This window comes from Curtobacterium sp. KBS0715 (genome assembly GCF_005938005.2).
Classification (GTDB): Bacteria; Actinomycetota; Actinomycetes; order Actinomycetales; family Microbacteriaceae; genus Curtobacterium; species Curtobacterium flaccumfaciens.
On the sequence record NZ_VCCA02000001.1, the window covers coordinates 2,566,940 to 2,580,551 of the forward strand.

Genomic DNA, 13,612 nt, shown 5'->3' on the forward strand with positions numbered 1-13,612 from the left:
CCAGGAGGTCCGCTCCGTGCCACAGCACTCCCCCTTCAGCGACGGTCGTTTGCTCGTCGTCGCCTTCGAGGGCTGGAACGACGCCGGCGAGGCCGCGAGCGGTCTGGCGCGTCGCATCGTCGAGTCGCTCGGACTCGACGAGCTGCGCGAACTCGACGGTGAGCGGTACGTCGACTACCAGTTCAACCGGCCCACCGTCGGCACCGACGACAACGGCGACCGCGGCGTGCAGTGGCCCCGGATCGTGCTGCACGGCCCCGGTGCCGAGGGGCGTCCGGTCATCGGCGCCACCGGCTCCCCCACCGACCGTGACGTCTTCGTCCTCGTCGGCCCGGAACCTTCGCGCACCTGGCGGGGCTTCTGCTCGGAGATCATCGACCTGGCGGACGTCTACTCGATCGACGCCGTCGTCTTCGTCGGCGCCATGCTCGCCGACGTCCCGCACACCCGACCGATCTCGGTCTTCGTGTCGAGCGAGAACGCCGGGGTCCGTGCCGCGTTCGACGTCGACAAGTCCTCGTACGAGGGCCCGACCGGCATCCTCGGGGTCCTCGCCGACGCGATGGACAAGGCCGGGCTGACCACGCTGTCCCTGTGGGCCTCGGTGCCGCACTACGTGCACAACTCCCCCTCGCCGAAGGCCACGCTCTCGCTGCTCGACAAGATCGAGGAGCTCACGGACGTCACGGTGCCGCGCGGGTCGCTGCTCGACGACGCCACCGAGTGGGAAGAGGGCATCGACGCCCTCGCCGCCGACGACGAGGACATGGCGTCCTACATCGGGCAGCTCGAGCAGGCGCGCGACACGGTCGACTCCCCCGAGGCCTCGGGCGACGCCATCGCGCAGGAGTTCGAGCAGTACCTCCGTCGCCGTGAGCGCAAGGACGGCAAGGACGGCGGCACCGCCGGTGGCGAGGGGCCGTGGCGGCCCCAGCAGTAGTCGTCACCCGCTGACGGACGGGAGGCGCGGTGCCAGCTGGCACCGCGCCTCCCGTCCGTCAGCGGGGCGTGCGGTCACAACACCCCGCTCACCTCCGGCGAGTGGTCACGAACTGTCGGTTGCGGCCCGCCCGGACGACAGTTCCTGACCCCTCGGCGGCACGCACGCGACGTGTCACAACCACTCCGCGGACGGTCGCAGCACCGGCTCGACGGCCGGTGCGCCGAGGTCAGGCCAGGCGGATGCCGAGCAGCGCGTCGATCAGGTCGAGGAGCTCCGCCGTGCACGCTGTACCGCCCGCGATCGCGGTGTCGACCGCGGCCACGGCACCAGGGGTGTCGAGGTCGTCGGAGACCCGCGCGCGGATGCGTGCCGCGACGTCCGCTGCGTCGTCGGCGTGCCCTGCGGAGGCTCCCGAGGCCCAGGCGTCCCAGCCGGCGAGCCGGGTCTGGGCACTCGTCAGCTCGGTGTCGAACCACTCCCAGTCGTCGGAGTACTTGTGCGACAGCAGTGCGAGCCGGATGGCCCGGGGGTCGGCACCGTCGTCGAGCAGCCCGCGCACGGTGACGAGGTTGCCGAGCGACTTCGAGATCTTCGTGCCCTGGTAGGCGATCATCCCGGTGTGCACGAACGCGTTCGCGAGGGGCTGGTGCGCGAGGGCGGCAGCGTGCCCGGCGCTCATCTCGTGGTGCGGGAAGACCAGGTCGCTCCCGCCGCCCTGCACGCTGATCGGCAGCCCGAGACGGTCACCGGCGATGACGCTGCACTCGATGTGCCAGCCGGGGCGACCGGGGCCGATCTCGGTGTCCCAGGCCGGTTCGCCGTCGCGCGCGGCGCGCCACAGCAGCGGGTCGAGCGAATCCCGCTTGCCCGGACGTTCCGGGTCGCCGCCGCGTTCGGCAGCGAGGGCGAGCATCGTCTCGCGGTCCAGGCCGCTCTCGTCACCGAGGGTCCACGCGTCGGCGGGTCGGTTCACGTCGAAGTACAGGTCGTCGCCCTCGGCGCCGTCCGTCGGGACCTCGTACGCGTAGCCGGACTCCTGCAGGAACGAGACCGCCTCGGCGACGCGCTCGACCTCGTCGGTGACGGCCACGAAGTCGTCCGGCGGCAGGATCCGCAGTGACTCCATGTCGCGGCGGAACAGGTCGACCTGCTCAGCCGCCAGGGCACGCCAGTCGACGCCGTCGCGGGCTGCACGCTCCAGCAGCGGGTCGTCCACGTCGGTGACGTTCTGCGCGTACTCGACGTCGAGCCCCGCGTCACGCCAGGCGCGGCCGAGCGTGTCGAACGCCAGGTAGGTCGCCGCGTGGCCGAGGTGCGTGGCGTCGTACGGCGTGATGCCGCAGACGTACAGCGCAGCGCGGTCCTCATCGCGGGCGGGGTCCACCGGCTTGCCCGTTGCGGTGTCGTGGACGACCGGTCGGGGCGCGGCGCCGGGGACGTCGGGGACGGATGGGGCCTGCCAGGCCCTCACGGCTGGATCACTCCGAGCGACAACAACACGATGAGCACGATACCGAGTGCGATCCGGTAGACGACGAAGGGCATGAAGCTGCGCTTGCTGATGTAGTTCATGAACGCCGCGATCACGACGAACCCGACCACGAACGCGACGACGGTGGCGATGAGCGTGTCGGCGAGTCCGAACGGCGAACCGTGGTCGCCGAGGCTCGTCGCGGCCTCGTAGAACCCGGACAGGAACACCGCCGGGATCGCCAGCAGGAACGCGAAGCGCGCAGCGGCGGGTCGGGTGTACCCGAGGGCGAGACCCATCGACACGGTCGCACCGGAACGGGACACACCGGGTACCAGGGCGAGCATCTGCGCGAGACCGATGAGCAGACCACCGCGGAACGTCATCTGCTCGATGCGCCGCTCCTTGCGGCCGACCCGGTCGAGCACCCCGAGCACGACACCGAACACGATGAGGACGATCGCGACGATCCAGAGGGACCGGAACGTGGTCTCGATCGAGTCCTTGAGCAGGAGCCCGGCGATCCCGATCGGGATCGTGCCGAGGATCACCAGCCAGCCGAGGCGGACGTCGGGGTCGCCCTTCGGCACGTCACGCTTGACCACCGACCGGAACCACCGCCCGATGATCCGGGTGATGTCCTTCCAGAAGTAGATGAGCACCGCGGTCTCGGTGCCGAGCTGCGTCACGGCGGTGAAGGCCGCACCGGGGTCCTTCGCGTCGGGCAGGAAGAGCCCCACGATGCGCAGGTGCGCGCTGGAGGACACCGGCAGGAACTCGGTGAGCCCCTGGACGAAGCCGAGGAAGATCGCCTCGAGGATGTGCATCGCACGGGCCTTTCAGGGGGAGGTCGGTCAGGGCACCGCCACGACGGCGACCATGAACAATATCAGTACGTGGCGAGCAGGTCGCCCAGCACCCGCCGGCCGAACGCCAGCGAGTCGAGCGGCACCCGCTCGTCCACGCCGTGGAACATCGCGGGGAAGTCGACACCGGCCGGCAGCTGCAGCGGCACGAACCCGTACCCCGCGATGCCGAGCGTCGAGAGCGCCTTGTTGTCGGTGCCGCCGGACAGCAGGTACGGCAGGACCGGTGCGCCCGGGTCGTGCCGGCCGAGGACGTCGCGGACGGCATCGACCAGCGGGCCGCCGAAGTCCTGCTCGAGGCCGATGTCGCGGAACGACATGACCACCTCGACGTCGGGTCCGGCGAGCTCCCGCACCCGTTCGAGCACGGACTCCTCGTCACCCGGCAGGCAGCGGATGTCCACCAGGGCCTCGGCGGTGTCCGGGATCACGTTGTGCTTGTAGCCGGCGGTCACCACCGTCGGGTTCGACGTGGTGTGCAGCGCGGCGTGGATGAACCGCGACGCCGAGCCGGTGGCCAGGGCGACCTCGTCCGGGCCGGTCACCGTCGGGTCGACCCCGAGGAACCGCGCCACCTCGGCGACCATCGCGTCCGTCGTGGCCGAGAGCCGGACGGGCCACTCCTCGCTGCCGATCCGGGCGACCGCCGCCGCGAGCTTCGTCACGGCGTTGTCGCGGATCACGTGCGAGCCGTGGGCGGCGGTGCCGCGCGCGATCAGCTTCACCCACATGAGCGCCTTCTCGCCGGTCTGCAACAGGTAGGCGCGACGGTCACCGAGCGTGATCGAGTACCCGCCGACCTCGCTGATCGCCGCCGACGCCCCCGCGAAGACCTCGCGGTGCTGGTCGACCACGTGGTGGGACCCCAGGACTCCCCCGGCCTCTTCGTCGGCGAAGTACGCGATCACCAGGTCACGCTCCGGCGCACCGTGCTGCTCGATGACGTCGGCCAGCGACGTGAGCATCATCGCGTCCATGTTCTTCATGTCGACGGCACCCCGACCCCACAGCGATCCGTCCTTGACCACACCGCCGAACGGGTCGACCGACCAGTTCGCCGGGTCGGCCGGCACGACGTCGAGGTGCCCGTGCACCACGAGCGCCGGCTTGCCACGGTTCCGGCCGGGCACCCGTGCCACGACGCTCACCCGGTCCGGCTCGGACTCGAACAACTGCGGCTCGAGACCCAGCGCGCGGAGCTTGTCCTCGACGTAGTGGGCCGCCTCGGTCTCCCCACGGGACTTCCCCTCGCCCCAGTTCGTCGTGTCGATGCGGATGAGGTCGCGGGCGATCGCCGCGGTGGCCTCGAGCTCGGGCACGGACTGCGGCTCGGAGGGCTCCGGGTTCGTCATGGCTCCACGGTATCGGTCAGCACCGACCCCGTCGCCGAGGCCGGACACACAGGACTCGCCCGGGATGCGCGACCGTGTTCATCGCGCGTTCAGACCCGTGCTAGTGTCTTCTCTCGGCAGGAACGCCGGGTTCAAACCGGGAAACAGACACCAGACACCCTGTCCGGGTGGCGGAATTGGTAGACGCGCTAGCTTGAGGTGCTAGTGCCCGTATTAGGGCGTAGGGGTTCAAGTCCCCTCTCGGACACAGGAAATGCGTGCCCCCTGACCTTTCGGTCGGGGGGCATTTTCTGTTGTGTCTTCCCGGCGAGTGCCGCCATCGCTGCGCTCAGGGCGTCACCGCCTCTGGGGCGCCACTTCGCTGCGCTCAGGGCGATCTCCGCGCCACCTCGCTGCGCTCAGGGCGATCTCCGCGCCACTTCGCATCGCTCAGGGCCATTGACGCCGCCGCCCTGCTGCGCTCGGGGCGGCGAGACCGGGGGCAGGTGGGGGCGGTGGACGCGGGACGTGCGGACTGGAGGCGCGGGGCGGGGCCGCAACGCGCCTCCAGGCCGGAACGTGCGCACGTCACGGACCGGTGCGACGTTGCGCACTCCGTGTGACGGAACAAGGTCGCACCGAGTGGGCAACGCCGCACCAGGGTGCAAACGCGGCGGCCTGCGCGGTCAGCGCGAGCGGCGCACCCGCCGCACCACCAGCACCACGGCACCGAGCGCCGCGAGCCAGCCCCAGTTCGCGACCACCGGGTCGAGCACCTGGTGCCGCCAGTCCGACCGACTCGACCCCAGGCGCGACGCAACGGGGTGGTGCCCACGCTCCGCCGCGACGCCGGTCTCGCTGATCAGCCGGTCCGGCCGGCCCCGGAGGGCATCGGTCACCCGGTGCGTCGCGACGTCCAGGCGGTCCCCGACGACGAGCAGCATCCAGTGCGCCAGGCGCCCCTCGCTGAACCGCCGGTAGGCGTACCGCCGGACGATCCCGGCGACGCCGTGCAGGGGCTGCGCGGTGCCGAACACCGGCGTCACGTGGGCGTGCTCGATCGAGCGCTCCCGGCCGTGCGCACCGTCCTGCTGCGGCGGGAGGTCCCAGTGGGCTCCGGTGGCCGAACCGGCCTCGCGGGAGAGCTTCGGCACGGACGGCCGGTCCGCCGGGGCGAGGTCGCTCCCCCACCCCGGGATGCGGGCACGGAGCTCCTCGGCGGACGGCACCCGTCGGGGCGGATCGGCGATGTACGGGGTGTGGTCGGACATGTCGGGCCTCCTCACGGCACGACGACGGTCTTGATGCAACCGTCGAGCTTGGACGAGAACAGGTGGTAGCCCTCGGCGATGTGCTCGAGGGGGATGCGGTGCGTGATGATGTCGCTGGGCTTGAAGTGCCCGGCCTGGATGTGCTCGAGCAACCGCGGCCACTGGCGCTTCACGTGCGCCTGGTTCGTGTGGATCGTGACGCCCTTGTTCATCGCGTCACCGAACTTCACCGCGCTCGGGATCGGCCCGTACGCACCGACCGCCGAGACCGTGCCGCCCTTGCGGACGCCGTCGATCGCCCAGTTGAGCGCCGTCGGGGACCCGCCCTGCAGCTTGAGCTTCGAGGCGGTGACCTGCTGGGTGAAGTTGCCGTCCGCCTCGGCTCCGACGGCGTCGATCACGCTGTCCGCCCCCAGGAAGTCGGTCTGCTTCTTCATCTCGAGCACGACGTCGTCCACCTCGGCGAAGTTGATCGTCTCGGCGTGTGCGAAGCTCCGGGCCTTCTCGAGCCGGTACTCGAGCTGGTCGACGACGATCACCCGGCCGGCTCCCATGAACCACGCCGACGCCGCGGAGAACAGTCCGACCGGCCCCGCACCGAGCACCACGACGGTGTCGCCCTCGCGGATCGACGCCAGCTGCGCCCCGAAGTACCCGGTGCTCAGTGCGTCGGTCATGAGGAGGGCGTCCTCGTCGTCGAGCCAGTCCGGGATCACCTGCGGTCCGACGTCGGCGAACGGCACCCGCACGCGCTCCGCCTGCCCGCCGTCGTACCCGCCGGTGGTGTGCGAGTACCCGTAGATCCCGCCGACCGCGGTCGCGTTCGGGTTCACGTTGTGGCAGTTCGCGAAGAGTCCGCGGGCACAGAACCAGCACGTCCCGCAGAAGATGTTGAACGGGACCATCACGCGGTCCCCGACCGACAGGGTCTCGACGGACGAGCCGATCTGCTCGACGACCCCGATGAACTCGTGGCCGAACGTGTGCCCGACGCGGGTGTCGGGCATCATGCCGTGGTACAGGTGCAGGTCCGACCCGCAGATCGCCGCCCGTTCCACCCGGACGATCGCGTCGTTCGGGTGCTCGATCCGGGGATCCGGCTTCTCCTCGACGCGGACCCGGTAGGGGCCGCGGTACGTCATGGCGCGCATGGACGCTCCTCTCGTTCGTCGCGTCCACGCTGGCGCGCGCCACGTTGGAGCGGACACAGGACCGCAGATCGCGGACAGGCGGTGGGCGTCCGCACAGACGGACGGGAGGCGCGGTGCCAGCTGGCACCGCGCCTCCCGTCCGATCTGTGGGTGCGTCTAGCTCTTCGACGCCTCGACGAAGTTGCGTCGCGGGTCCGTTTCCTTGATGAGCGAGGTCGCGTCGCGACCCGACACGGCACCGGTGATCCAGCCGATGATGATGCGGGCCTTCCGGTTCAGGGTCGGCATCGCGTACACGTGGTACGCGCGGTGCGCGAGCCACGCGAGCAGGTTGGTCATCTTGATGCCCTTGATGTTCGCGGCACCCTTGCCGACACCGTACGACGCGACGGTGCCGATGGAGGGGTGGCGGTACTCCTCGAGCGGCTTGCCGGTGATCGTCGCGACGATGTTGTCGGCGGCGACCACGGCCTGACGCACGGCGTTCTGCGCGTTCGGCGGGTAGAACGCCGGCTGCTTGTCGGCGGTCAGGTCGGGCACCTGCGCGACGTCACCGAGACCCCAGACGCCGTCGACGACCTGGTGGGTGTCCTCGGCCTCGACCTGGAGCTTCGCGTTCGCGGCGAGGTGGCCCTTCGGCCCGCGCGGCAGGTCGGAGGCGTCGAGGAGCGGGTTCGGCTTGACGCCCGCGGTCCAGACGAGCAGACCGGTGGCGAACTCGTCGCCGTCGGAGAACTTGACGACACCGCCTTCAGCGCTCGGCATGGTGGTCTTCAGGCGGACGTCGATGCCCCGTGCACGGAGCGACTCGAGCGTCCACTTGGACAGCTCCGGGCCGACCTCGGGCGCGACGCGGTCGAGGGCGTCGATGAGCACCCAGCGGGGCTGCTCGCCGGCGAGCGACGGGTAGGTCTTGATGGCGGCCTGCGACACGTCGAACAGCTCTCCGATCGCCTCGACGCCGGTGTAGCCACCGCCGACGAAGACGCTGGTCAGCAGACGGCGACGCTCGTCCTCGTCGCGGGTGGCGGCGGCCTTCGCGATGTTGTCGAGGAGCTTGGCGCGCACGTAGGCGGCCTCTTCGACGCTCTTGAAGCCGACGCCGTACTCCTCGAGCCCGGGGGTCGGGAAGGTGCGGGTGACGGAACCGAGGGCGACGACGAGGTGGTCGTAGCCGAGGGTGCGGTCGTCGCCGCCGGCGGTCGCGATCGAGACGGTCTTGTCGGCCGAGGAGATCGCGGTGACCTTGCCCTGGATCACGCGGGTCTTGCGCAGTGCACGGCGCAGCTCGACGGTGACGTCCTTCGGCGCGATGTGGCCACCGGCGACCTCGGGCAGGAACGGCAGGTACGTGTAGTAGGTGTTCTGGTCCACGAGCGTGATGCGCATGGGCACCGTGGCCGCGTGCTTCTGGAGCTGCTTGACCGTGGTGTAGCCAGCGGAGCCGCCGCCGAGGACGAGGACGTGAGGGATCGAGTCTGCCATTCCTCCGGTCTACCGGACTTTGGCTTGGCGCGTCATGAGTTCCGCGGCCTGTCGCGGAGCCGCCACCACGCGGTCTCGGCCAGTTCGGGCCCCGTGAACACCCCGTGCGGGGTGCGGCGGGACTCGGTGAGCGAGAAGCGGCGCAATCGGTAGCCGCCGCCGAAGCGGTCGATGATCGCCTCGGGTGATGCCTCGGGATCGCGCTTGACGTACCAGGTTCGGTCGTCGACCGGCTCGATCACGCCGCGGTCACCGTCGTCCGCCGATGCGGGAGCGCAGGATGTCGATGCGCTTCTGGATCTGCTCGATGCTCGCCTGCGCCACGGCCGGGCCACCGCTGATCCGCCGGAGTTCGGCGTGGATCGCACCGTGCGGTTCGTTCGAGTGCCGGGACCAGATCGACACGAGCCGGGCGAGCTCGGTGCGCTGCTCCTTGATCGTCATGTACATCGGGCGGTCGGGCTCGGGCGCCCTGGGCATGCCGTCCTTGGCCGTGCGGCCCTTGGAGCGCTTGGCCTGGGTGGCCTGCCGGGCGCGCAGGAGGTCGCGCACCTGGTCGGGTTCGAGCAGCCCGGGGATGCCGATGAAGTCGAGCTCCTCGAGGGAACCGACCTCGCCGCCGGTGCCGAACTCACCGCCGTCGTAGAGGACGCGGTCGAACGACGCCTGCGAGTCGAGCGCCTCGAACGGCTGGACCTCGAGCAGGCTCTCGGACGCACGGTCTTCCTTGTTGGCCTCGGCGACCATCGCGTCTTCGGGGTTGTACATGCCGTCGTCGGCGTCCTTCGGGCGGTCGAGGGCGTGGTCGCGCTCGAGCTCGAGGGTGGCGGCGAGGGCCATCAGGCCGGGGACGCTCGGCAGGAAGACGCTCGCGGTCTCACCGCGACGACGGGCACGCACGAAACGTCCGATCACCTGGGCGAAGAACAGCGGCGTGCTCGCGCTCGTGGCGTACACGCCGACGCAGAGCCGTGGGACGTCGACGCCCTCGGAGACCATGCGGACGGCCACCATCCAGCGCGAGGTGTCCTCGGCGAACGCGCTGATGCGGCTCGACCCGGCGGCCTCGTCGGACAGCACCACGGTGGGACGCTCCCCCGTGATCTGCTGCAGGATCCGGGCGTAGGCGCGTGCCGTGGTGGTGTCGGTGGCGATGACCAGACCGCCGGCGTCGGGCACACCGCGACGGACCTCGGTCAGGCGCTTGTCGGCGGCGGAGAGCACGGCCGGCATCCACTCGCCCTCGGGTGACAGCGCGGTGCGCCAGGCCTGGGCCGTGATGTCCTTCGTGACCTGCTCACCCAGGGAGGCCGACATCTCGTCGCCCATCCGGGTCTTCCAGCGCATCTGTCCGGCGTAGGCCATGAACAGCACCGGGCGGACGACGCCGTCCTTCAGGGCTCGACCGTAGCCGTAGTTGTAGTCGGAGATCGAGGTGCGGATGCCCTGCTCGTCGGGGGCGTACTGCACGAACGGGATCGGTGCGGTGTCGGACCGGAACGGGGTCCCCGACAGCGAGAGTCGGCGGGTCGCGCCGGAGAACGCCTCTCTGATGCCGTCGCCCCACGTCAGGGCGTCGCCACCGTGGTGGACCTCGTCGAGGACGACCAGGGTGCGGCCGCCCTCGGTGATGCGCTTGTGCACCTCGGGGTTCATGCCGACCTGGGCGTACGTGATCGCGACGCCCTGGTAGTGCCGGCCGAACATGCCGTCGCCGTTCTTGAACATCGGGTCGATCCGGATGCCGACACGGTCGGCGGAGTCGGCCCACTGGCGCTTCAGGTGCTCGGTCGGGGCCACGACGACGATGCGGTCGACGGTGCCGCGGGCGAGGAGCTCGGTCGCCAGCCGCAGCGCGAAGGTGGTCTTGCCGGCGCCGGGGGTCGCGGCCGTGAGGAAGTCGCGGGGTTCCTTCTCGAAGTACTTCGTGAGCGCTTCGATCTGCCAGGCACGGAGCTTCGACGCCGTGCCCCAGGCGGCCCGGTCCGGGAACGCCGGCGACAGGTGCTGGACGGCCGAGTTGCCGGCCGCTTCGGCCAGGGCTGCGGCGTCGGCTTCGTCACGGGCCGCGTCACCCTGCGCCTGCGCCGTCTCGTGTGCCGGGGTTTGGTGTGCCGGGGTTTGGTGTGCCGGGGTCTGATGTGCCTGGCTGCCGTCGTGCGTCGACGACGATCCGCCTGCGCCGGACTGGTCGTCACCCGACTCCGCCCACAGCGTGGCGGGCTGCTGGTCTTCGTACTCCGCTGCGCTCACTGAACCCGATTCTACCGCCACCGTCAGTCCTGCCGAGCGTGCGGGACGCCGCCGTCAGGGGTCCGGCGGACCAGGGATGCCGGTCGCAGCACGCCGGCGCCGAAGCGTGCGGCGACCGCGTCGACCGTGGTCTCGGTGTCACGCCACGGCGCGTCGTCGTCCCACAGGGCGTTGCTCGCGGCCGCGGGCACGAGGTTCTCGCCACGCACCCCGATCAGCCGGATCTGGTTGCCCGGACGGTGCAGCACGTCGTACAGCTCGACGGCTTCGCGGTGCAGGCGCTTGGCGACGTCGGTGGGCTCCGCCAGGGTGCGCGACCGGGTCAGGGTGGTGAAGTCGGTGTAGCGGACCTTGAGTGCCACGGTCCGGGCCTGCACGTCGGCCTGGCGCAGGCGGACGGCGACCTTGTCGGCCAGGCGCAGGAGTTCGCGGGCGACGTCGTCGCGCTCGGTCAGGTCGCGGCCGAACGTGACCTCGTGCCCGATCGACTTCTCGCCGACGCCGGTGTCGACCACGCGGGGGTCCCGACCCCAGGACAGGTCGTGCAGCCGCTGCCCGCCGGCCGGGCCGAGTGCCGACACCAGCGACCCGAGCGGGGTGTTCGCCAGGTCGCCGACCGTGCGGATGCCCCGGCGTTCGAGCGTCTCCTGCGTCTTGCCGCCGACGCCCCAGAGCGCGGACACCGGCTGCGGGTGCAGGAACGCCACGGTGTCGGCGGCGGGGACCACGAGCAGGCCGTCGGGCTTCGACCGGCTGGAGGCGAGCTTCGCGACGAACTTGGTCGACGCCGCGCCGACGGAGCAGTGCAGACCGGTCTCGGCGAGGACCGTGCGGCGGATGGCCTGACCGATCTGCCACGGGGTGCCGTACAGCCGGAGGGCGCCGGCGACGTCGAGGAACGCCTCGTCGATGCCGAGGCGCTCGACCCGCGGGGTGAACCGGTCGAAGATCGCCATCACCGCGGCGGACTGCGCCCGGTACTTCTCGAAGTGCGGTTCGACGATGACGGCGTTCGGGCAGCGGCGCTTGGCGACGGCCATCGGCATCGCCGAGTTGACGCCGTAGCGACGGGCTTCGTAGGTGGCGGCGGTGACGACGGAGCGGTCGGAGTCGTGCCCGACGATGACCGGCAGGCCCACGAGGTCGGGGCGGTCGAGCAGTTCGACGGAGGCGAAGAAGGCGTCCATGTCGACGTGCAGCACGGTCGCCGAGACGTCGTCCACCGGTGCGTCGGAGACGAGGCGGTTCCGTCCGTCCTGCTTGCTCACACCGAGATGATGCCAGGCGCCGCCGACATCGCCGTGCCGGGGGTGCTCACGGCCGCTCGGTGCGAGGTTCGTCCCGTCGTGCGCTGTTGCTCGCCCACCGCACCGTGCGCCCTTCGCAACTCGGTGCCGAGCTAGTTGCGCCGTGCGGCGCCACAGGGCGGCACCGAGCGACCACGCTCGCACCGGCCGACGGACCCGGCACCGTGCGCCGCCACGCAATCGCCCACCGCACCGTGCGCCCTTCACAACTCGGTGCCGAGTTAGTTGCGCCGTGCGGCGCCACAGGGCAGCACCGAGCGACCACGCTCGCACCGGCCGACGGACCCGGCACCGTGCGCCGCCACGCCAACCTCGCACCAGGCCGGCGGCAGGCGGCAGGCGGCAAGCGCGCAGCGCTCAGCCGAGCGGGCCGAGCACCGACGCGGCGATCGTCCGCGCCGCGGAGTCCCGCGACGACGGGTGGTACTGCCCCGCCCGGACATCACGCGACAGCCGCGCCAGCTCGCTCGACGACCGGAAGGCCGAGCCGCCGACGACTCGCATGGCCTCGTCCACGACGTGCTGCGCGGTGTCCACGGCCCGGGCCTTCGTGCCGACGAGCAGCGGGAACCAGCGGGCACCGAGGTCGTCGAGCTCGTCGACCGACCGCGCCAGCGAGTCGATCTGCAGCGTGATCGCGTCGACCGCACCGCGCAGGTCGGCGATCGCCCGGCGCACGTCGGGGTCCTGCGACCGCCTGGTGCCGTCGGCCGCCGTGCGACCTGCGACGGCGGCCGTCGCGAGCGTGATCGCCCGCTCCGCGACCCCGGCGTACACCGACGCGATGAGGAGCTCGAACGACGCGAAGATCCCGAACACGAGCGGGTCCTGGTTCGGCCCGACCGGCAGCGACCGGACGATGCGGTCGGCGGGGACGTGCACACCGTGCAGCTTCGTGGTGCGGCTCTGCGTCGCGCGCATCCCGAGCGTGTCCCAGTCGTCCAGGTGCTCGACGTCACCGTCGGACCGCAGGACGAACCCGTGCACGAGCCGTGGCTCCGACCCCGAGGTGTCCTTGCCGAAGACGCTCATGACGTCCCACGCCGGTGCGAGGGACGTGGACACCTTCGTGCCGGTGAACCGGTACCCGCCGTCGCCGTCCGGCTCCGCCGTCGTCGACGAGTCGAACAGCACGGCGTCGTTGCCGGGTTCGCTCACCCCGAAGGCGAGCAGGTGGTCGTCCGCAGCGTGGTCGGTGACGGACTGGAGGAACGACTCGCCTCGCGCACGCACGGCGCGGGCCGCCTGCACCCACACCTGGTGCATGCCGAGGCCGAGTGCCGTCGCCGGCGCGGCCTGGGCGAGGGCGCGCTGCACCCGCGCGGTGCCACGGAGGCCGAGCCCCGCCCCGCCCTGCTCGAGGGGGACACCGATCCGCAGGTAGCCGGCGGCGCGGAGCTCGTCGAGGTCCTCGGTGCAGAACGCGTTCGCGGCGTCGTAGACGGGGGCGCGCTCGGCGATGCGGTCGAGCAGCTCGTCCGGCACCGACCAGCCGACGGCGTGCGTGTTGGCCTTCGTCATGCCACGAGACTAG

At 71.2% G+C, this 13,612-nt stretch carries 11 protein-coding genes and 1 tRNA gene; 2 read left to right on the forward strand and 10 right to left on the reverse strand.

Annotated features, from left to right (window positions below):
• Positions 1-16 precede the first annotated feature (16 nt).
• Positions 17-940 carry a proteasome assembly chaperone family protein gene (locus FFG40_RS12300; RefSeq protein WP_027465645.1) on the forward strand — a complete coding sequence of 308 codons (924 nt, stop codon included), beginning with the start codon at positions 17-19 and terminating at the stop codon, positions 938-940.
• A gap of 229 nt (positions 941-1,169) precedes the next feature.
• Here the strand turns inward: FFG40_RS12300 and mshC are convergent, their stop codons facing one another.
• From mshC to FFG40_RS12315, 3 genes are all read right to left on the reverse strand, one after another.
• Positions 1,170-2,414: a cysteine--1-D-myo-inosityl 2-amino-2-deoxy-alpha-D-glucopyranoside ligase gene (gene mshC / locus FFG40_RS12305; RefSeq protein WP_138803529.1), complete on the reverse strand. Its 1,245-nt coding sequence runs from the start codon at positions 2,412-2,414 to the stop codon at positions 1,170-1,172.
• Positions 2,411-3,241: an undecaprenyl-diphosphate phosphatase gene (locus tag FFG40_RS12310; protein WP_111055572.1), complete on the reverse strand. Its 831-nt coding sequence runs from the start codon at positions 3,239-3,241 to the stop codon at positions 2,411-2,413. The genes mshC and FFG40_RS12310 overlap by 4 nt, the downstream gene beginning before the upstream one ends.
• A 62-nt stretch (positions 3,242-3,303) precedes the next feature.
• Positions 3,304-4,632: a M20/M25/M40 family metallo-hydrolase gene (locus tag FFG40_RS12315; RefSeq protein ID WP_138803530.1), complete on the reverse strand. Its 1,329-nt coding sequence runs from the start codon at positions 4,630-4,632 to the stop codon at positions 3,304-3,306.
• A gap of 161 nt (positions 4,633-4,793) precedes the next feature.
• Between FFG40_RS12315 and FFG40_RS12320 the strand changes: the two genes are divergently transcribed.
• A tRNA-Leu gene (locus FFG40_RS12320) sits at positions 4,794-4,879 on the forward strand.
• Between the two features lie 418 nt (positions 4,880-5,297).
• Here the strand turns inward: FFG40_RS12320 and FFG40_RS12325 are convergent.
• The 7 genes from FFG40_RS12325 to FFG40_RS12355 form a co-directional block, all read right to left on the reverse strand.
• A complete protein-coding gene (locus FFG40_RS12325) occupies positions 5,298-5,882 on the reverse strand; it encodes a hypothetical protein (protein WP_138803531.1) in 585 nt (194 codons plus the stop codon).
• Positions 5,883-5,893: 11 nt separating this feature from the next.
• Positions 5,894-7,033 (reverse strand): zinc-dependent alcohol dehydrogenase, encoded by a 1,140-nt coding sequence (locus FFG40_RS12330; RefSeq protein ID WP_138803532.1) that lies wholly within the window; start codon positions 7,031-7,033, stop codon positions 5,894-5,896.
• Between the two features lie 156 nt (positions 7,034-7,189).
• On the reverse strand, positions 7,190-8,518 hold the full coding sequence (locus FFG40_RS12335; protein ID WP_138803533.1) for an NAD(P)/FAD-dependent oxidoreductase: 1,329 nt from the start codon (positions 8,516-8,518) through the stop codon (positions 7,190-7,192).
• Positions 8,519-8,550: 32 nt separating this feature from the next.
• Positions 8,551-8,760: a hypothetical protein gene (locus FFG40_RS12340; RefSeq protein ID WP_017887301.1), complete on the reverse strand. Its 210-nt coding sequence runs from the start codon at positions 8,758-8,760 to the stop codon at positions 8,551-8,553.
• Positions 8,761-8,767: 7 nt separating this feature from the next.
• Positions 8,768-10,558, reverse strand: a complete 1,791-nt coding sequence (locus FFG40_RS12345) for a DEAD/DEAH box helicase (RefSeq protein ID WP_138804002.1) — start codon at positions 10,556-10,558, stop codon at positions 8,768-8,770.
• Between the two features lie 236 nt (positions 10,559-10,794).
• Positions 10,795-12,039: a DNA polymerase IV gene (dinB, locus tag FFG40_RS12350; RefSeq protein WP_027465653.1), complete on the reverse strand. Its 1,245-nt coding sequence runs from the start codon at positions 12,037-12,039 to the stop codon at positions 10,795-10,797.
• A 396-nt stretch (positions 12,040-12,435) separates the two neighbouring features.
• The gene (locus FFG40_RS12355; RefSeq protein WP_138803534.1) at positions 12,436-13,599 is read right to left on the reverse strand and encodes an acyl-CoA dehydrogenase family protein; all 1,164 of its coding nucleotides are present in this window, start codon (positions 13,597-13,599) and stop codon (positions 12,436-12,438) included.
• Between the last annotated feature and the right edge of the window lie 13 nt (positions 13,600-13,612).

Coding starts and splice junctions, on each gene's coding strand:
- FFG40_RS12310 (WP_111055572.1), bottom strand. CDS start 3,241: ATGCACATCCTCGAGGCGATCTTCCTCGGCTTCGTCCAGGGGCTCACC.
- FFG40_RS12315 (WP_138803530.1), bottom strand. CDS start 4,632: ATGACGAACCCGGAGCCCTCCGAGCCGCAGTCCGTGCCCGAGCTCGAG.
- FFG40_RS12325 (WP_138803531.1), bottom strand. CDS start 5,882: ATGTCCGACCACACCCCGTACATCGCCGATCCGCCCCGACGGGTGCCG.
- FFG40_RS12330 (WP_138803532.1), bottom strand. CDS start 7,033: ATGCGCGCCATGACGTACCGCGGCCCCTACCGGGTCCGCGTCGAGGAG.
- FFG40_RS12335 (WP_138803533.1), bottom strand. CDS start 8,518: ATGGCAGACTCGATCCCTCACGTCCTCGTCCTCGGCGGCGGCTCCGCT.
- FFG40_RS12355 (WP_138803534.1), bottom strand. CDS start 13,599: ATGACGAAGGCCAACACGCACGCCGTCGGCTGGTCGGTGCCGGACGAG.